16 protein-coding genes are annotated in these 18,662 nt (G+C 49.4%); 4 read left to right on the forward strand and 12 right to left on the reverse strand.

Features of this window, described 5'->3' with window-relative positions; translation table 11 throughout:
• The first annotated feature begins 193 nt into the window (after window positions 1-193).
• Together B7992_RS00575 and B7992_RS00580 are read left to right on the forward strand one after the other, a co-directional pair.
• On the forward strand, window positions 194-1,024 hold the full coding sequence (locus tag B7992_RS00575; RefSeq protein ID WP_088665367.1) for a phosphatase PAP2 family protein: 831 nt from the start codon (window positions 194-196) through the stop codon (window positions 1,022-1,024).
• A 116-nt stretch (window positions 1,025-1,140) separates the two neighbouring features.
• A complete protein-coding gene (locus tag B7992_RS00580) occupies window positions 1,141-1,839 on the forward strand; it encodes an FISUMP domain-containing protein (protein ID WP_073157012.1) in 699 nt (232 codons plus the stop codon).
• A 111-nt stretch (window positions 1,840-1,950) separates the two neighbouring features.
• Here B7992_RS00580 and B7992_RS00585 read toward each other — a convergent pair whose 3' ends face one another.
• From B7992_RS00585 to B7992_RS00600, 4 genes are read right to left on the reverse strand one after another with little or no spacing between them, the layout of a single operon-like run.
• Window positions 1,951-2,934, reverse strand: a complete 984-nt coding sequence (locus B7992_RS00585) for a hypothetical protein (RefSeq protein ID WP_088665368.1) — start codon at window positions 2,932-2,934, stop codon at window positions 1,951-1,953.
• Window positions 2,935-2,970: 36 nt separating this feature from the next.
• Entirely contained in the window at window positions 2,971-3,777 is an 807-nt protein-coding gene (locus B7992_RS00590) for a metal ABC transporter ATP-binding protein (RefSeq protein ID WP_073157017.1), read from the reverse strand.
• 17 nt (window positions 3,778-3,794) lie between these two features.
• Entirely contained in the window at window positions 3,795-4,676 is an 882-nt protein-coding gene (locus tag B7992_RS00595) for a metal ABC transporter solute-binding protein, Zn/Mn family (RefSeq protein ID WP_073235695.1), read from the reverse strand.
• Window positions 4,676-5,473: an HAD-IIA family hydrolase gene (locus tag B7992_RS00600; protein ID WP_073157023.1), complete on the reverse strand. Its 798-nt coding sequence runs from the start codon at window positions 5,471-5,473 to the stop codon at window positions 4,676-4,678. Before B7992_RS00600 ends, B7992_RS00595 begins: the two co-directional genes overlap by 1 nt.
• A 38-nt stretch (window positions 5,474-5,511) precedes the next feature.
• Between B7992_RS00600 and B7992_RS00605 the strand changes: the two genes are divergently transcribed.
• Both B7992_RS00605 and B7992_RS00610 read left to right on the forward strand, forming a co-directional pair.
• On the forward strand, window positions 5,512-6,252 hold the full coding sequence (locus tag B7992_RS00605; protein WP_249269296.1) for a 16S rRNA (uracil(1498)-N(3))-methyltransferase: 741 nt from the start codon (window positions 5,512-5,514) through the stop codon (window positions 6,250-6,252).
• A 70-nt stretch (window positions 6,253-6,322) separates the two neighbouring features.
• Window positions 6,323-8,017 (forward strand): HD domain-containing phosphohydrolase, encoded by a 1,695-nt coding sequence (locus B7992_RS00610; RefSeq protein WP_073157026.1) that lies wholly within the window; start codon window positions 6,323-6,325, stop codon window positions 8,015-8,017.
• Window positions 8,018-8,092: 75 nt separating this feature from the next.
• Here the strand turns inward: B7992_RS00610 and purT are convergent, their stop codons facing one another.
• From purT to B7992_RS00650, 8 genes are all read right to left on the reverse strand, one after another.
• Window positions 8,093-9,277 (reverse strand): formate-dependent phosphoribosylglycinamide formyltransferase, encoded by a 1,185-nt coding sequence (gene purT, locus B7992_RS00615; RefSeq protein ID WP_073157029.1) that lies wholly within the window; start codon window positions 9,275-9,277, stop codon window positions 8,093-8,095.
• 144 nt (window positions 9,278-9,421) lie between these two features.
• Window positions 9,422-10,993 carry a hypothetical protein gene (locus tag B7992_RS00620; RefSeq protein WP_254794867.1) on the reverse strand — a complete coding sequence of 524 codons (1,572 nt, stop codon included), beginning with the start codon at window positions 10,991-10,993 and terminating at the stop codon, window positions 9,422-9,424.
• Between the two features lie 206 nt (window positions 10,994-11,199).
• Window positions 11,200-12,903 carry a cell division protein FtsZ gene (ftsZ, locus tag B7992_RS00625; RefSeq protein WP_073235687.1) on the reverse strand — a complete coding sequence of 568 codons (1,704 nt, stop codon included), beginning with the start codon at window positions 12,901-12,903 and terminating at the stop codon, window positions 11,200-11,202.
• A 39-nt stretch (window positions 12,904-12,942) separates the two neighbouring features.
• Complete coding sequence (gene ftsA, locus B7992_RS00630; RefSeq protein ID WP_073157035.1) at window positions 12,943-14,187, reverse strand: cell division protein FtsA; 1,245 nt, start codon at window positions 14,185-14,187, stop codon at window positions 12,943-12,945.
• On the reverse strand, window positions 14,180-15,022 hold the full coding sequence (locus B7992_RS00635) for a cell division protein FtsQ/DivIB (protein WP_088665369.1): 843 nt from the start codon (window positions 15,020-15,022) through the stop codon (window positions 14,180-14,182). Before B7992_RS00635 ends, ftsA begins: the two co-directional genes overlap by 8 nt.
• A 9-nt stretch (window positions 15,023-15,031) precedes the next feature.
• Window positions 15,032-16,414 (reverse strand): UDP-N-acetylmuramate--L-alanine ligase, encoded by a 1,383-nt coding sequence (murC, locus tag B7992_RS00640; protein ID WP_073157041.1) that lies wholly within the window; start codon window positions 16,412-16,414, stop codon window positions 15,032-15,034.
• Window positions 16,414-17,484, reverse strand: coding sequence for an undecaprenyldiphospho-muramoylpentapeptide beta-N-acetylglucosaminyltransferase (gene murG, locus B7992_RS00645; RefSeq protein WP_073157044.1), 1,071 nt, complete (start codon window positions 17,482-17,484; stop codon window positions 16,414-16,416). The genes murC and murG overlap by 1 nt, the downstream gene beginning before the upstream one ends.
• Window positions 17,481-18,659: an FtsW/RodA/SpoVE family cell cycle protein gene (locus tag B7992_RS00650; RefSeq protein WP_073157047.1), complete on the reverse strand. Its 1,179-nt coding sequence runs from the start codon at window positions 18,657-18,659 to the stop codon at window positions 17,481-17,483. Before B7992_RS00650 ends, murG begins: the two co-directional genes overlap by 4 nt.
• Window positions 18,660-18,662: the final 3 nt, after the last annotated feature.

The raw sequence follows: 18,662 nt of genomic DNA on the forward strand, positions 1-18,662 counted from the left end.
CGATTGCAGCCAACTTAATGAGCTTTGCCATAGTAACTCCTTCGAGAAAAGTTTTGACGATCGGACGTTCAATCCATTAACGCGTATAAGATACTTGTTTTTTTGAGAAAATCAAGTGGCATTGTCAAAAACAACCCCTAAAAAGTCCCATTACACCATTATGGCATCCTATATTTTTTTAGCTTAGGCCCGTATGATTCCGTCCCCCGTAAAAAATCACCCAAGAAAAAGGCTAAACCGACTGATCCTGAGCCTGCTCCTGATTTTTTTCGGCCATTCCGCAGCCAAGACAGAATACACTCTATCCCCCTCCATCGACATTTCACTATCTGTAACGGCACTCCTGGTCACAGGCGGAGGAACCTATCTATATAACCAGATGGAAATTCCCAACGAGCAAGACAAGGTCAATAGGGAAAATCTTTTACCCTGGGATCGCAAATTCGCCGGCAGGTACAGCAGTACCGCAGACCTTATGAGTGACGTTGGAAGTCTGCTAGCCGTTGCGCCATTCGCCATAGGGGGTTCCGCCTGGTATTCAGGCCATTCCAGCAGAGAGGAATTCCTCACTTTTTCAGTCATGTTCATCCAATCCGTATTATTCCAACATGGAATAAACCTGGCTTTCAGATCCCTGGAACTGTGGCCGCGGCCATACACGTTCGCTACCGAAGGTGAAGGGGCTGTAAAGGCAAAAACCGCCAAGGCCGAAGCCTACGGATCCTTCTTTTCGGGGCACGCTTCAGCCGCCTTTACGGTTGCAGTCTTTACCACGGAATGGTTTGACCAAACCTACGGGAACCCAGGCGCCACAAGGGTTGTTCGGGCATTGGCTTTTTCGACGGCCGCATTCGAAAGCGTTCTTCGGGTAGCAGCAGGCAAGCATTACCCTACCGACATTCTAGTCGGTGCGCTGATCGGCACAGGCGTCAGTTACGGCATTCTCGAGATGCATAAAAAGGGCTGCAATTCCTATTCCTTATGGGTCGCTCCCGGAGCAGTAGGCATCTCTTATAGAATTTGAAAACTTTTTATAACAACCTGTTTAGTCCATCTTGGTATATATTTCAATCCCGTAGACGCAGGGCGGCAAATGTCCACCCACGAATGTGCGTTCTTAAGATTGTAAGGTAGGCTGTTATGCAGGGTTCTTTCTTCAAATTCACTGGTCGTGTTGTCACGACTTTGGCTATCACCGCAATGTTCGCGACCGCAGCATTTGCAGCCCCCATGGGCGCAGGCTCCGTCAAGAGCAAGATTGCAAAACCCGCCAAGGTCGGCATGGTCAAGAAGGCCAAGAAGATGGAAGCCCCTCAAGCTACCATGTCTGAAGAAGAAATCTTCCAGGCAGCTCTCCAAAGCAAGAATATTTCCGCAGACGGCAAGACTCTTACCGACAAGCGTGACGGAAAAAAGTATAGTGTCGAAATCCGTGGCGACAAGGCATGGATGAAGAACAATCTGGCCTTCAGCCTTTCTACTCCCCGTCAGTGCCTCATGGAAGAAGAATCCAACTGCAAGAAGTACGGCCGTTTCTACAGCCATACCGAAGCCAAGATGGCTTGCCCCGCCGGCTGGCACCTGCCCAACGACGGCGAATGGCGTGATTACCAGAAGGATCAGTCCAAGCTGGACTGGAACAACCTGGGCAAGGGCGGCTGCAAGAACTGGGACGGCTACTGCGAAAGTTCCTCCACCGGTCACTACTGGTCTGAATCCTCTGTGCAGAAGAACACCGGTCGTTCCTGGGAATTCCGCAGTGTAGCACACAGCATCAACCGCACCGACGAAAGCGCCAGCAAGGGCTTGTACGTCCGCTGTGTCGCCGACCTTCGCTAATATTTTCGACGTTCTTCAAAAACGATCAAAAGAACTTCCAATTTCCAAATCAAAACCAAGAAACACCGTCGAGCAATCGGCGGTGTTTTTTATTTCGGTTAGATGTTCTGATTACTTTTTCAAACCATCCAAAATCACGTTGACCGCAGCGCGGGCAATGGCATCGGTAGAAACGGATTCATCATCCGCAGCCTGCTTAGTCAGAATTCCCGTTTCCTTCTTGAATTCCAGAACCAGTCTTTCGATGCAGTAGGTGCTGTAATCCACCGACATGGAATATTTAGAGAAATCAAACTTTTCGTCTTCGTACTTTTCCTTAGAGAAGTCGTCGTAGGCGGCAGAGCAATCCGATTCATTATTGGCATAACGGATCGTAAAGGAAATGGGACAGTCGTCAGACTTGCTGTACTTCAGGGAAATCTGGCCAGAGGATTCCTTCAGATAATCCACCTTGATAATCACGTCACCATCAAACAGACTCAATTCATTGCAGGTCGGAGCCTTTACATCGTCACTAATCTGACGTTCCTTCGCGTTGCCATCCTTAGTGAATTTCTGGTAGAATTTAGTCAGGGCGTTATCAGCTTCGGCCATGGCTTCGTTATTTTCAAACAGGACCTTGTAATAGTTCTTCATGAAGCAACTGCCATTAAACTGGTAGACTTCCTTGAACTGCTTGCCATCGATACGGGTGGCATAACGGAATTTTTCGTTGGCAAGGCTACCTTCATAAAACAGGCCCTTGGGGAAATCCCTCCCTTCAAACTTATACTCGTACCAGCCTTTATCCCCATAATCACGAAGGCGGAGCGTTGTATTTTTCAGGCTAGCTTCAAGGGTATCCCTCTTATCGGCTTCTTGATTCCAGACCAGATAGCCCAGGGAGCTTTCCTTACATTCCGGCTTTTTCAGGATAAACAGGGAATCCTTGGATTTATAATCATAGTTGACTTTCGAAAGGATCACTTCGAAAGATTCGTCCATGGAAAAAGATCCTGTGCTGCTGCTATCGTCGCCACAGGCAACCAGAAATAGACCGGCGAGGCCCAGGGTCCCAATCATCGGGACTAAATTAAGCTTTTTGAAATTCTTCATATAAACCCTTCTTAATTTATATTCAATACTTGAAACTTATCGGATAAACGGGACATTCGTCTTTTGCGACGGGTCCTGCAACTGGAAATGGGTATGGGTACAGCAGCCACCATGAGCGTGGTCGTGGGAACCCAGCACACGGTGAGGAATTCCGTGAGCAATCAAGTCTACTTCGCATCCGTAGGTATCGGAAATCATCTGCTGAGTCAGGCCGGAACCTTCGTGATAATGGACATTTCGGTTGACGCAGACAATGCTCTTCACCTTGTGAGACAGGGCCATCAAATCGTGGGTCACCACAACGATGGTCATCTTCTGGCTGAATTCGGCCAGCATGTTGTAAAGGTTTTCCTGGCCTGCGGCATCGATGTTATTGCTGGGTTCGTCAAGAAAGAGAATGCGGGGATTGCAAACCAGGGAACGGGCAATCAGCACACGCTGGCGTTCACCGCCACTCAGTTCTCCAAGACGTCGATCGAGGAATCCATCCAGATGAACCTTGGACAGGGCGGCCACGACTTCTTCTGAATTCGTCTTCAGTCCGATTTTTCCAAGGGCGACACACTCCCCCACGGTAATGGGGAATTCTACGTTGCGGTTGGTGTTCTGCGGGACATAGCCCACAGATAGCTTTTTCGTCGGGACCTTCTCGCCAAAAAGTTTGACTTCACCTTTTGACGGTTTTAAAAGACCCACAATCAACTTCATCAAGGTGGACTTTCCGCCCCCGTTAGGACCAATAATGGCAACGAAATCATTTTCCTCGATTTCCAGGTTCACATCTGTGAGAACCGGAGTCTTGCCGTAAGCGAAAGAAAGATTCTTGATTTCAATGGCGTTCATGGAATTCCCTGGGAGAGTTATTTTGCGGACTTTTCACGGATAGCATTCAGCAGGGCCCTGATGTTCTTTTCGTAGTCAAAGGCAAGAGGGTCTGTTTCCAGAATGGTAGCATCCAGTTCCTTGGCAATAGTCGTTGCGGCCCGCTTACTGAACTGGGGCTGGACGAATACGATGTGGACGTTGTTTTGTTTGCCGGTCTTAACAAGGTTTGCCAGATCCCTGGGTTTCGGTTCCTTGCCGTTCACCTCTACGGTAAGCTGTTTCATGCCGTAATCACGGGCGAAGTAACCATAAGCCGGATGGAACACGATAAAGGTTCGACCATCGGCAGGGAGTCCGTTAATGGATTGGCGAAGTTCCTGGTCTAACGTTTTCAGGCGGGCGACCAAATCGTTTGTACGCTTGCGGTAAAGGTCCTTATTGGAAGCGTCCAGATTCATTAGCGACTCGCAGAGGTTTTCTGCGATTTGCATCATCTGGACAGGAGATGTCCACAGATGAGGATCCAGTTCTTCCCCGCCGTCATCATGATGTTCGTCGTGATGGTCTTCAGTACCTTCGTGATGGTGATGTTCATCCTCCTCCATCCAGGCGATTCCCTTGGAAAGGGAAACGACATTTACGTTTTTATTGACACCCTTGAAGCGGGGCAGCCAGGCGGCATCCATACCGGAACCGTCGCTGAAATAGACCGTGGCCTTGGCGAAGTCCTTGAGAGCCGCAGGCTTGGGTTCAAAGGTATGCGGATCTGCACCTGCGGGAACCATAGTCACCACATTCACCTGGTCGCCACCAATCTCATGAACCACGCTGGAGTAAGGCTGCAGAGACACGGCAACCGTCAGTTTGGCGGCAAAAGCAGGAATCGCCAACAAAAGGGCCAACAGAATTCTTCGCATTAAAGACGACCCTCGAAAAATGCGTCAAAGTCAATATCACTGACCATGTCCACAACCACTTCGGGCTTTACATCCAGTTTTTCCAGGTCGGCGAGTTTTGTTTCTCCACAGAGCGGCAGAACAAAACGGCAACCGCTACGCTTTGCCAATTCAAAGTCTGTGTAGAGACGGTCGCCCACAAAAAGAATTTCTTCGGGGGCATAAACCTTCAGAAGTTCAGACAGCATGGCCGGATTGGGCTTACCGAAACTGCGCTCCGGTTCCACACCGTAGGCGGTCTTAAGGAGAGCCATGAAGCTGCCGATATCTGGAACGGGGCCATTAGCGTCGGGACACACAAAATCCGTGTGGGTCACCCAGAAGGGTATCTTGCGCTGGACGCGGAAAGAAAGTTCACAAAGTTCCCTATAGTCGAAGGAATTGTGGTAGGCAATCAGAACCAGTTCCGTATCAGCCACGCTGGGGCGAAGATTTAAAGTCGGGTCCTGAGCCGCAAACCATTCGGTAACTTCGGGGTTCGCGAAGAAGAAAACGTTCTTGACGCCTTCTTCGTGAATGGCCTTGAGGGAAAGAGTCAATGCAGAAATAATGGCGTCATCGCGAAGGGGCAAGCCCATCACTTTTAAACGGTTCTCATAAAACACCGGAGACTTGCTGGTGTTATTACTCAGGTAATATACGGGAACATGCTTTGCCACATTGTTCACCGTCTTGACAGCCTTGGGATAGGGGCGGCCGCTCAGGTACAGCGTACCATCCAAATCAAATACAACAGCTTTAACCGGCTTACGAGTCATACTCCACAAATTAGAAAATGAGCAATGCTCAAGGAACAATGGGCAAAGATAATTGCTACTTTATGGCCATGAAAACTCCTGATAGCCGTTTTTACTGTCCGCTGATTACCGAAGGCACAATCACTCTTGACGAAAACGAAAGCACCCACGCAGTACGAGTCTGCCGTGCCGCCGTTGGCGATGTGCTGCAACTTTCCGATGGCCTAGGTCATTACGCCGATGGGACAATCACGAAAGCTGACGCCAAGGCTTGCGAAGTCCGCGTCGATGTAGTGGAAACGGCTAGCAGCAATCGTCCCAAGGTTTCTCTTGGCATTGCCTGCCTCAAGGACGACGCCCTGGAAGAGGTGGTGTTCCACGCCGCACAGACAGAAATTGACAGCATCGTATTTCTGCGGACAGACTACTCCCAGGAGCCAAAGAATTCTGACCTGAAAAAGACTGTACGACGCGCCGAACTGAAAAGTCTTGTCAGCCTGAAGCAGTCCAAGAAGCCATGGCTCACAAAAATTGAAGGTCCCATCGAATTCAAGGACTGGTTAAAAAGCTACTCGGGCGACCTGGTCCTGTGCGATATGGACGGCGAAAACGCTCCCGCCACCGAAAGTCTAGCCTCCCCCACCACACTGCTGGTCGGCCCCGAAGGCGGCTTCTCCCCTGCAGAAATCCAGGCCATCAAGGATTTTTCTAACGGAAAGGTCCACTTAATGAAGCTGGGCCCCACCAGACTTCGCGCAAGAACAGCCGCAATCATCGCCCTAGGCAAGATTGTCTGCTGACACTCGTAAAATTTTATTTATCTTGTTGGTATACGTAACAAATCGTTAAGATTTGTGTTTTTGAGGATTTATGGTTCATTATTATCTAATCGCCACGTTAATTTTGTCACTTGCGAACATTGCCATCCTGATGGCAATCAACTCCAAGCGCAACATTCCCTATTACACAGCCATGTTCCATGTGATGACTGTACAGATAGGCGGACATCTGTTCCTGGCTTATTCCACCAACGAACAAGAAGCCCTTCTCGCAAATAAGATTGCCTACGTAGGAGCCTCCTTTGTTCCGATGCTATTCTTTCTTGGAGAACTGGCACTCTGCAACATCAAGGTTTCCAAGAAATTGCACATTTTGCTGTTCAGCATTAGCGCCATCATCCTCTGCCTTGCACTGACAACTGGTCAGAGCGACATTTTTTACAAGAGCATTACCCTTGTTGAAAATTTCGGCGTTACCGATTTTGTAGCGGAATACGGTCCGGCACACAACCTCTATAACATCATAATGGGGCTGTACCTTATTTCGGGTCTAGTCATTTTCTTCACTTCCTTCTACAAAAAGAGAAACATTTCCTACAAGAACCTGTTCACCTTGGCCGTACTTGGCTTCATCATGATCGGTTCCTTCTTTGTTATGCGTGGACTCAACTGCGACATGGTATTGACACCCGCTGTATTCCTGCTGCTCCAGTATACCATATTGTTCATGATCCACCGCATTGGTAAATACGACATCCAGAGCACCATTCTTGACACGCTGGAATTCCAGAACGAAAGTGCATACATTTCGTTCTCCGAAGATTTGCGCTACATCGGCTGTAACGACATCGCCCTGCACCACTTCCCCACATTAAAGCAGTTCCGCGTAGACTTTAAAGTACAGGAAAGTGATGAACTGGGAAAAATTCTGCTGGACCAGATCAGCAAATTCAACCCCAACGATTTCTCTTACACCTCTAGTTTCCAATACGGCAAGATGCATTACAAGAGCACCTTGAAAAACCTGATGCACGGAAACAAGATTTGCGGTTATATGTTCCGCATCGAAGACGACACCAAGATCCAGCGTTACATCAAATTGTTGGACAACTACAACAACAACCTCGTTACCGATGTCCAGAACAGAGACAGCCAGATCCAGGCTATTCAGGAACAGATGATCCTGGGCATGGCCAACATGGTAGAAAGCCGTGACAATAACACTGGCGGCCACATCAAGCGAACCAGCGAAGCGGTAAAGATTATCGTCAACGAAATGCGTAAGGACGACACCTACAGACCCATGAACAACTTCTTTAGCGCTTTGATAAAGGCCGCCCCGATGCATGACCTTGGTAAAATCGCCGTGGACGACGCCATCCTGAGAAAGCCGGGCCGATTCACCGAAGAAGAATTCGAAATCATGAAGACCCACGCCGAAAAGGGAGCCGCAATCGTAGAGAATTTGCTTAAGGGCGTTGAGTCCGAGCAGTTTGTGGCCGTAGCCAGAAACGTTGCCCATTACCATCACGAACGTTTTGACGGAACCGGCTACCCCAACCGCCTCAAGGGCAAGGACATCCCCCTGGAAGCACGCATCATGGCCGTTGCAGACGTGTACGACGCACTTGTCAGCCAGCGCTGCTACAAGGAAAAGATGTCTTACGCAGAAGCATACGAAGTGATTGTAGAATCTATGGGAACCCACTTCGACCCGCAACTGAAGAAGTACTTCATCAACTGCCACAGAGAGCTGGAAGCTTACTACGACAGCATGAAGCGATAAAAGCAAATTAACGTATACAGGAAAAAGCACCGCAAATAAGTTGCGGTGCTTTTTCGTTAAAACGAAATTCGTTTATTAAAGGGAAACCTTCACCTTTTCTCTCATGGCCATAACAGTCTTGAGAGCTTCGTCCACAGATTCGCGACGGGCAAGAAGAACGCCCATACGGCGGTGGCCCTTCAGTTCCGGCTTACCGAACAGACGGATATTGGTATCCGGTTCAGCAAGGACTTCGGAAAGGCCGCTGAACTTCACCTGGGTGGAGTTGCCATCGCAAACGATTGCCTTACTTGCACTGGGGCCGTGGAAAGCAATGTTAGGAATGGGCAGGCCGAGAATAGCGCGGGCGTGGAGAGCAAATTCAGAAAGGTCCTGGGAAATCAAGGTCACCATGCCGGTGTCATGAGGTCTGGGGCTCACTTCGCTGAATAGCACTTCGTCCTTGCAGACGAACAGTTCAACGCCGAAGATACCGCGGCCACCCAGAGCATCGGTCACCTTCTTGGCGATAACCTTGGCCTGTTCCAGAAGTTCAGGCTTCATGGGCTGGGGCTGCCAGGATTCCTGATAGTCGCCACCCACCTGATGATGTCCGATGGGTTCCAGGAATGCAGTACCTGCAACGTGACGGACGGTGAGCAAAGTAATTTCGTAGTCAAAGGGAACGAAGCCTTCGATGATCACGCGGCTAGCCTTACCGGTGCGGCCTTCGTTCTGGGAAATGTTCCAGGAGTTTTCGATATCGGCTTCAGTCTTGATGACGCTCTGGCCATGGCCGGAGGAGCTCATCACGGGCTTGATGACGCAAGGAATACCGATTTCCTTGACGGCTGCCTTGAAGTCTTCGAAGTTGTCTGCAAACTTGTAGGGGCTGGTCTTGATACCAAGTTCTTCGGCAGCAAGGCGACGGATGCCTTCGCGGTTCATGGTCAGCTTGGTAGCCTTGGCGGTAGGAATCACGGTATAGCCTTCGGATTCCATCTGGACCAGAGTATCGGTAGCAATAGCTTCCACTTCCGGCACGATGTAGTCGGGCTTTTCCAGCTCGATAACGCGGCGGAGTTCGGCACCATCCAGCATGTTGATCACATGGGAACGGTGAGCCACCTGCATGCCCGGGGCGTTGGCATAACGGTCTACGGCAACCACTTCGACGCCGAGACGCATCATTTCGATGATAACTTCCTTACCCAGTTCTCCTGCACCGCAGAAGAGAACCTTAGTTGCACTAGAGCTTAGCGGGGTACCGATTTCAGACATAACTTACTCCTGTTAAAGGCCCTATAAAGATAGATAATAATGATGGATGGGCCAAGTACGAATTACGAATTATTAAGTACGAGAGCTAAAATCGCGGCTTCGCCGCCTTACTTATTCTCATAATTCATACTTCATAATTCATAATTAGAATCTGTAGTCCACGGGGTTGAAGATGAACTTCACTCCGGCACGGATCCAGCCATCGGCACCATCGTTTCCAACTTCGTGGGCCAGATTTTCGTAAATGCGGAAACCACCACCCAGGTAAAAGCCAAACCAGCTATTGTACTGCATGGAATAAAGTGCATCCACAACATACTGGGTTTCTACCCGATTAGAAGGAGCATACTCATCATGAATCGCTTCGTCATAGTCGGTGTACAATTCGTTATCGCCCTGCTGCAACCAGGCAAGGGTCGCCTTTACTGTATGACGCCCATATTTCCAGGACAGGTCCAGCCAAAGATCCAAGGCGTCAGAACCGCGACGGTAACCGATGGGATAATCCACAAAGAACATATCTGCAAAATCCGGATCATCCTGGTCACGGTAGTTACTACGATAAAGGCGACGGCTAGAATATTCAAGAAGCGGGAGACGGCCGTTGTTATGAAGAGGGTCTGTGCGGACAACATCGAAGCGGAAAAAGAAATCACCGTAGCGCTGTGTGGGAATTTCCTGAGAGTATCCAACCAGGTAGCTTAACATACTGCGGTTTGTCCCCTTATCACTATCTTCACCAACGGGACTATTGATGTCTTCCATGTTCAGCTGACCATAAAAACGAGCGCCAGAAATCGGCTTAAATCCAATTTCTGCCGTAGTCACAGCCTTGGTGTATCCACCAGCAAAGTTATTGTGCAGGAACATAAAGGGATTCATGGAACGGAATTCCAGATCCTTACCGCCCACCATACTTTCTTCAATGATGGAAATCCAGAAATGGTTCATCTCGATTCCGATGCGGTGGTAAACCAGATTCTTTACATTTTCATCATAAACGCGATCGCGCTGATTGCTAGCCTGCTTATTTTTTTCAGGACATTTCTGTTCGGCGGCCTCGGAACCTTCGGGAGGGCATCCTGTTGTCGGGTCAATTATATCATTGAACAGCCAGGCATTCAGGGAACTGACCATGAAGGCATAACGGAAAATACCCGGTTCGAATTTCCAAAGGAGACCGTCGTGGTAAGGCGTTCCACCAATGGTCAAATCGTTGGGAGAGACCTTCAGATCTTCAGGGTTAAAACGGCCCAACTGGACATAGCCCACGGGATTTTGCCAAAGGGCATAACCATTAATAGGGACAGCAATATCCAACTCACTAGGCTTATAGGTAAAGTTCGTTTTCAGGTCTGAATCGTACCAGGCTTCAATATCCTTGCGAAGAGGAGCTTCCATCAAGAAATGGAAGTTTTTATAGCCCGCACGGAAACTAATCATGAAGAAAGGATCAATATGATCTTCGTAACTGCGAGCCGTTTCCAGGGGAACTCTCAGACCGCGCCAGTTTCCGCCATACCGTTCAACCGTATCTGCAGCAAATTCAGGATCGGTCGGTCCCCCATTCAATCCAAAATTGAAATCAGTTCCAATTTGAACATAGCCCTTGTAGGAACTATCTGAAGACCACTGGGGAATATCACCGGCATTCATACCGGCAAAAGAAATGGCAGACAGTAACCCAAGAGAAAAGAGTATGTTTCGGATTTTCATAATACCAAATGTAAAAAGAATCGCCCAGGCAGGGAGACCCAGGCGATTCCTTTGTGTTGTGTGAACGTGCACTCGCACGTTCTGTGTGTGTGTGTTCCTTGTGGCTAGGCAACACCCAGCAATCCTGTTACAGAAATCTGCAACAGTATCGCCTATAGGGAGCGCAAGCCTAATTTCGGTTCATCGAGAACACTCGACTTTGGGGACTAGAAATTCTCCATGTCGACGCCCATACGGAGATAGGCAGGCATATTGTAGTCCACACCGTCAGCCTTCATTGCACATTCGGCAACATCCTGACGGGATACAGTACGAGTTTTCACTGCAGGTTCAGCAGCAGGTTCCTGCTGACGCATGTAAGCGGGGACGCTGAAAGCACTGGTAGCACTACGAGAATCCAAGCCACGGTTGTAGACGTCTTCGTCGGAAACAGCTTCGATTTCAGAAGTTTCCGACTTAACGGTCATGGATTCTTCAGCAGGCTGCTGGGCATTAAAATCCATGGCGCCGAAACGACCGGCATCAATTGCCGGGAAAGACTGAGAATCAGAGAGGCTCGGAGTAGTCAACACAGGAGCAACCATTTCTACAGTTGCGGGAGCTGCGGGTGCAGCGGGCATCTGCTGAACAGGAGCCTGGTGAGCATACATTTCAGGAGCGGGCTGAGCGGCAGCGGGCTGAGCCTGCTGTGCCATAGCGAAGAAATTCACGCTAGTGGGACGCGGAGTAGACTGCTGAACTGCGGGCTGGGCAGGAGCAGCAACAGGAGCCACCGGAGCTACAGCGGGCTGCTGGGAAACAGGCATCTGAGCGGCAGGCATCTGGACAGTCTGCTGATTTGCAAACGGATTAGCAAACACCTGAGTGGGGCGAGCGACAGCGGGCTGCTGAGCAGCCTGTGCGGTACCGCAACCAGTTGCAATAATGGTAATGGAAACCTTGTCACCCAGTTCCGGAATAGTGATGTCACCAATGATGATGTTGGGATCACCTTCTTCACCCACCTTTTCATAGATGTGTTCCATAGCTTCGCTATGTTCGAGGAGGGAATAGTTTTCACCGTGGGCAACGTTGATAAGAACGCCGGTAGCACCTTCGATGCTAATGTCTTCCAGAAGCGGAGAAGCCAGAGCCAGGTCAGCAGCGGCAATGCCACGCTTTTCACCCTGAGCACAGCCGGTACCCATGAGAGCGCTGCCACCGTTCTGCATCACCTTGCGGATATCAGCAAAGTCAACGTGAACAAGACCATGATGGAACATGATGCCGCAGATACTCTGAACAGCATTGCCCAAAATTTCGTCAGCCATCTTGAAAGCTTCATCCATGGTAGCCTTCTGATTAGAAGTCTGGAGCATGGCGAGGAGCTTCTTATTTTCAACAACGATGATGGTGTCAACAGCAGCACGAAGTTCTGCAATACCCTGCTGAGCAACGCGAGCACGAGCATTACCTTCAAAACGGAACGGCTTGGTCACAACACCAACAGTCAGGATGCCCATTTCGCGAGCAACTGCGGCCACAACCGGAGCCGCGCCAGTACCAGTGCCACCGCCCATACCGGCAGTAACGAACACCATGTCGGCACCCTTCATGGATTCACGCAGTTCTTCAATGTTTTCTTCAACAGCCTTACGGCCCTTTTCCGGATCCATACCGGCACCAAGATTCTTGGTGGACTTTTCACCAATGAGAATCTTGTGATCAGCCAAGCTCAAGTCAAGAGCCATAGAATCGGTATTGACAGCATAGTATTCAACACCTTCAATGCTCATCTGCTTCATACGGTTTACGGTGTTTCCACCGGCACCACCGACACCGAAGACCTTGACTTTTGCATTACGGCTGGAGAGGTCTTCACCCATAATACGGGACTGGGCCTCAAAGTACATATCATTCATTTCACTCATGTTTAATCTCCCTGATTTATTGAGTGTTTTGGTTTGTTGTTAGAAATACTTCTTGATGAAACCGACAACCTTTCTAAATCCGTCTCCAACGGAAACCTTCAGCTGTGCGCCGGTATCATTCTTCTTCTTGTTATTATGTTCCTTGTTGGCGTAATGCAAAAGGCCTACACCAGTTGCATAAGACGGTCTCTGGAAAGCATCCTGAATACCGCTCATCCCCTTGGGATGACCAATACGGACCGGTTTACCAAAGAATGCCTTGGACGCCACATTTTCAATGCCTTCCAATTCACAGCAGCCACCCGTAAGGACGATGCCGCCATTGATCAAAGATTCCAGCTGTTGCTTCTGCAAGTCCTTTGCCAGCAACTGGAAAATTTCACTGACACGGGCCGTAATGACCTTGGCCAGCAACTTTCGAGAGCAGGGAACATCACCGCGGTCACCAACAGCGGGAACCGGGAATGTTTCATCTTCAATCAGATTGCTAATAACGCAAGTTCCATACTTCTTCTTAATTTCTTCTGCCTTGGACAGCGAAATAGGAACATTCAGACACTTACTGATATCGCTAGTGATTACATTACCGGCCAGGTCCAGAGAATTGGTATAGCGAACGGAATCCTTCAGGAACACGGCAATATCTGCAGAACCGGCACCAATGTCAACAAGGGCAACACCAAGTTCCCTTTCATCATCGGTAAGGACTGCGCAGGCAGCAGCCAAAGGTTCCAGCACATAGCCAGCCACATTCAAGCCAGCACGGTTAATGCACTTGGTCAAATTCTGCAGGGCGTTCTGGCGAGAGGTCACCAGCTGCACATCCACTTCCAGGCGACGGCCTGTACGGCCCTTGGGATTGCGGATACCCTTTTCGTCATCCAGGGTATATTCACCCGGGAATGCGTGAATCAAGCTACCAGCGCCATTAGGCAAGGTGCTAGCCTGCTTCTTCACATTTTCAATATCTTGCTCACGAACTTCGCCTGTGGGGAGTGTGATAATACCCTTGTAGCTGAAAGAAAGCACATGCTTTCCGGCGATGCCTACATAGACATCACGCACATCCACACCAGCGGAACGTTCCAGCTGCTGAACAGCCTGTTGCAAGGTTTCGACGACGAGGTCATACTCGTCAGCGTTTGCCAGCGGAAAATCACCGCATTCGACAACGCGAACAGAGTCCCCTTCGGAAATGCCAACAAACAGATTTACCTTCGAGGCCCCAATATCGAGACCGAAGATATAATCTTCTTTCTTTATTGCCTGCTTATTATCATCCATTGACACACCTCTTGTCATAATTCCTTACGTATGCAAAGCCATGGAATCTCATGTCCACAACTCCGGCACACCGCAAATTCTTCGTGAATCCATTTCCTAAAGATTCGTACAACACAAAAACATCCTTTGTCCAATCCGATGCCGGAAAAATCGTACGGAACCCAACATCCTTGAAATAAACTTCAATCCCTCGATCTTCTTCTGACCATGAAACCTGAGACACCTTTTCATACAAGTCACTGTTCACATTTTTCATAGCATCAAGAAACTCCGCAACAATCTTGACATGCCCAACAGAGGCCGTTTCCAAAACAGGAAGTCGCATTGCCGTAGCCACAGAAAACGGAAGTGCAGCTCCTTTCTCCGAATAAATCGTTGCCTTACCGCCATCCAGCACAGAGAGCATCGGAGAAGCTTCCTGCAACTTGATGTACAAGGAAGAGGGGAACTTCTTCTCTACGGTCACCGAATGAATTAGGGGAATCTGTGAAAGAGCTTCAGCCACAGAGTCAGCGTCCAATTCAGACATCAGCATACCCGTTTCAATCTGGGCATTCTGCATGACATCTTCCCAGGACAGCATTCTATTCCCTTCGATGTCCACATACTGCAAATGGCGCAGTTCCAGGGGATTGAATCGCTGCAGATAGAAACGCTGGTTCCAGACAACCGCAGACAAGGCCACAACAGCAACCAGAATAATCCAGCCGCGATGCTTAAACCAGTGGAATGCACTGGCAACACCAGATTTCACTTTCTGGTTACGCGCGTCCTTCTGCTTGCGTTCGTTAAAGCCGATTCTACGGCCTGACCATGTCGTCTTATCTACAGCCAACTAAAACTCCTACAGACATTCCTTCAAAATGGTTTCGCCCAGCTTGTAGATGCTGCCAGCACCCATCAAGACAACCACATCACCTTCACGAAGTTCCTTCTTCAAGATGGGAAGCAAGTTCATCTGATCGCCAATAAAGCGGGCATCGCGATGGCCACGTGCAGTTGCACTTTCAGAAACAAGAGCACCGGTCACACCTTCGATGGGGCGTTCACGAGCGGGATAAATATCGGTGGCAAGCAGGACGTCGCAATTGGCAAAGGCGCTGCCAAAAGCTTCGTGCTGGTCGCGGGTACGGGTAAAGAGATGGGGTTGGAAAGCGACGATAATACGCTTATCCGGGAAGGCATCGCGGAAGCCCAGGAGGGTTGCGGTAGCTTCGGTGGGATGATGAGCATAGTCATCAAAGACCATCACGCCATTCTTTTCACCAATGAATTCAAAACGACGCTTTACGCCACCGAAGGCAGCAACAGCCTTACGGGCCACATCGGCATCAATACCTTCTTCAATAGCCAAGGCTACTGCAGCCGTTGCGTTCAGCACGTTGTGACGACCAGGAATCTGCAAGCGGAACTCACCCAGACTCTTACCATCATTCAAAATTTCAAATACAGGGAATCCCTTTTCAAAACGCAGATTGTCTACGCGATACTTAGCCTGACGAGTAAAACCATAAGTAATCACAGGCTTCTTCAGACGGGCCAGGATCTGCTGGGCATTGGGATCATCCAGGCAGAGAATAATCTGACCATAGAAAGGAATCTTGTTTGCAAACTGGACAAAGGCGTCCTTAATGTCTTCAATATCCTTGTAGGTATCCAGGTGGTCTGCATCAATGTTGGTAATGATAGCAGAAGAGGGCATCATAGAAAGGAAGCTACGGTCGAATTCATCAGATTCGGCAATCAGGTAGTTACCCTTACCTACCTTGGCGCCACTGCCATGGCCCTTCACCACACCGCCAACGATAATGGTGGGATCCAAACCAGCTTCTTCCCAAATCTGGCCTACGATGGAAGTAGTAGTGGTCTTGCCGTGAGTACCGGCAATAGACAGGGTGTACTTCATACGCATCAGTTCGCCCAGCATTTCTGCACGCTTGATGACGGGAATTCGGCGGTTACGGGCTTCGACCAGTTCCGGATTATCATGGGGCACAGCGGAAGAATAGACAACCAGGTCGGCGTCTTCCACATTCTTGGCATCGTGCTTGGGATCAACGCGGATACCCAGGTTTCTGAGGTAATCCACCACAGCACTTTCACTCATATCGGAGCCGCTGACCGCAAAGCCATTGGCATGAAGGACTTCAGCAATACCGGACATGCCTGCACCGCCAATACCGACGAAATGAAGGCGACGTACGCGCTTACAGTCATTAATCTGCATTATGCATTCTCCTTTTCCAGGATAACCTTTGCAATCTGGTCTGCGGCATCGGGCATTCCGAGGCCCTTTGCGGCGGCAGCCATATTGGCCAGGCGGCTTTCATCAGCCAAAAGGGTTTCGACCTTTTCCCACAGGTGATTTTCTTCTGCATCCAGTTCAACAAGAGCAGCGCCAGCCTTTTCAACGACGCGGGCATTGTGTTCCTGATGATTTGCAGTTGCATGGGGGAACGGCAGCAAAATAGAGGGCTTACCAAAGGCGAGAATTTCAGCCAGGGCAGAAGCACCTGCGCGGCTAATAATCAGGTCAGCATGCTTCATATAGGCATAAATTCCATCCAGGAAGCCACGGACAGCCACGTTGGGCATTTCGCCAAGGCGATCATTAATCGTAGCCACGTTCTTTACGCCAACCTGCCAGACCACAGAAACATCGTCACGGGCAGTAATGCTCTTGATGCTTTCTTCAATCTTGTTATTGATGCCTACAGCACCCTGGGAACCGCCAACAATAAAGACGGCTTTCTTGCCTTCTGCAAATTCTGCAGGGCGAGCCAAAGAATCTTCAGTCGGCAATTCACGAACAGGATTACCAAAGACCATGCACTTTTCTGCAGGGAAACCCTTGGCGGCATCTTCAGAGGTTACGAAGATGGTCTTTGCATAGCGGGAGCCAACCTTATTGGCAACACCGGCCACAGCATTCTGTTCCTGCAAATACACGGGAATACCCATGGAACCTGCGGCCAGCACGATCGGCAAGGAAACATATCCACCAGTAGCCACAACGACATCAGGCTTCACCTTGCGAACGACGCTCTTGGCGCGGACCAGGGCCTTGGTCAAATTGAAAGGCAAGGCCAAATTCTTAAGGAACGGTCCACGATGCAGAGGTACTGCAGAAATGTATTCATAGGGCCAATTCTTAGCAACCAGGCGTTCTTCCATAGAATCCTTACGACCGGCAAAAGTAATGTCGGTAACGCCCATCTTCTTCAAACTATCTGCAATGGCAACGGCCGGAAAAATATGGCCACCGGTACCGCCACATACGAAAAGGAACTTTTTCATACGCCACTCCTTGTATAATCAAAATTTCTAAACGCGCTACTTTCAAGCGAAGAACCACTGGTATACGGTTCCTTGATATTCCTACCCGATGCCGGGCGAGAAATATTCAGCAAGATTCCAATAGCGATCGAGGTATAAAGCAAATTGGTTCCGCCAAAACTGAAGAACGGCAGCGGCTGACCCGTCATGGGGAATAGTCCGACACACACGCAGACGTGAACCACAAAATTGGAGAACAGGGAAAGAGTCAAACCCAAAGCCAGATACTTTCCAAAACGGGTAGCAGAGTTTCTTGCAATCTTAAAACCCTGGGCAAACAAAATCGCAAACAGGATCAAGATTACAAAAGTACCCACAAAGCCAAATTCTTCACCAATCACGGCGTACACCACATCCTTATGAGCTTCAGGAAGGTAACCCAACTTCTGGACACCCTGACCAAAACCAGTTCCAAAAAGTCCTCCGTTTCCAAGGGCCTGCAAGGCATGATCGCCCTGCCAGTTAGAAGCGGCCATTTCACCTTCATCGGCAAAGAAGGCCAGAATTCGAGCCCTGGAGTGAGTAGAAGTCATCAGGCGAACCAATGCCAGCGGGATTCCCGCCAGGGCGACATACCCCAGATACTTGGCATTTACGCCAGCAGTGAGCATAATGCAGACCACAATGGCAGTCACCATGATCAGCATGGAGTAATTCGGTTGCAGCACAAGAATCAAGGCACACAGACAATAGGGAATTCCGGGTTGCACCAAAGTACAGGCAACGCTCTTGATATTGTCCCCCGCTTCAGAAAGTTTGGCACTTACCCAGATAATCAAGCCGAGCTTCATAAATTCAGAGGGCTGAATTCCAAAAATCCAACGGTTTGCGCCCTTGACGCTGCCGCCCTTTACCAGAGCAACTGCAGATAGAACGAAGAAAGCAATAAAGGCAATACGTCCAGCCCATTTCCAATGGCCATAATCCCAGAAACGGGCCAGGAACAACATCAGTACAACGCCACCAATAGCCTTGGGCAAGTGAGACATCATGTAAAATTCTGCCGGACGACCATTGGCCAGTGCATAGGGAGCGGATGCGGAATACACCACAGCCACGCCAAAGCAGATCAGCACCAAAACCACTGCTAGAAGCAGCTTATTCATGCCGGTCGTATTTTGAACAGAATTATCCATTGA

Source organism: Fibrobacter sp. UWH1, assembly GCF_002210365.1.
In the GTDB taxonomy this organism is placed as follows: domain Bacteria; phylum Fibrobacterota; class Fibrobacteria; order Fibrobacterales; family Fibrobacteraceae; genus Fibrobacter.

Excerpts from the sequence above, each read along its gene's own strand:
- B7992_RS00575 (WP_088665367.1), top strand. The coding sequence starts at position 194 with ATGATTCCGTCCCCCGTAAAAAATCACCCAAGAAAAAGGCTAAACCGA.
- B7992_RS00580 (WP_073157012.1), top strand. The coding sequence starts at position 1,141 with ATGCAGGGTTCTTTCTTCAAATTCACTGGTCGTGTTGTCACGACTTTG.
- B7992_RS00585 (WP_088665368.1), bottom strand. The coding sequence starts at position 2,934 with ATGAAGAATTTCAAAAAGCTTAATTTAGTCCCGATGATTGGGACCCTG.
- B7992_RS00590 (WP_073157017.1), bottom strand. The coding sequence starts at position 3,777 with ATGAACGCCATTGAAATCAAGAATCTTTCTTTCGCTTACGGCAAGACT.
- B7992_RS00595 (WP_073235695.1), bottom strand. The coding sequence starts at position 4,676 with ATGCGAAGAATTCTGTTGGCCCTTTTGTTGGCGATTCCTGCTTTTGCC.
- B7992_RS00600 (WP_073157023.1), bottom strand. The coding sequence starts at position 5,473 with ATGACTCGTAAGCCGGTTAAAGCTGTTGTATTTGATTTGGATGGTACG.
- B7992_RS00605 (WP_249269296.1), top strand. The coding sequence starts at position 5,512 with ATGGGCAAAGATAATTGCTACTTTATGGCCATGAAAACTCCTGATAGC.
- B7992_RS00610 (WP_073157026.1), top strand. The coding sequence starts at position 6,323 with ATGGTTCATTATTATCTAATCGCCACGTTAATTTTGTCACTTGCGAAC.
- purT (WP_073157029.1), bottom strand. The coding sequence starts at position 9,277 with ATGTCTGAAATCGGTACCCCGCTAAGCTCTAGTGCAACTAAGGTTCTC.
- B7992_RS00620 (WP_254794867.1), bottom strand. The coding sequence starts at position 10,993 with ATGAAAATCCGAAACATACTCTTTTCTCTTGGGTTACTGTCTGCCATT.
- ftsZ (WP_073235687.1), bottom strand. The coding sequence starts at position 12,903 with ATGAGTGAAATGAATGATATGTACTTTGAGGCCCAGTCCCGTATTATG.
- ftsA (WP_073157035.1), bottom strand. The coding sequence starts at position 14,187 with ATGGATGATAATAAGCAGGCAATAAAGAAAGAAGATTATATCTTCGGT.
- murC (WP_073157041.1), bottom strand. The coding sequence starts at position 16,414 with ATGCAGATTAATGACTGTAAGCGCGTACGTCGCCTTCATTTCGTCGGT.
- murG (WP_073157044.1), bottom strand. The coding sequence starts at position 17,484 with ATGAAAAAGTTCCTTTTCGTATGTGGCGGTACCGGTGGCCATATTTTT.
- B7992_RS00650 (WP_073157047.1), bottom strand. The coding sequence starts at position 18,659 with ATGGATAATTCTGTTCAAAATACGACCGGCATGAATAAGCTGCTTCTA.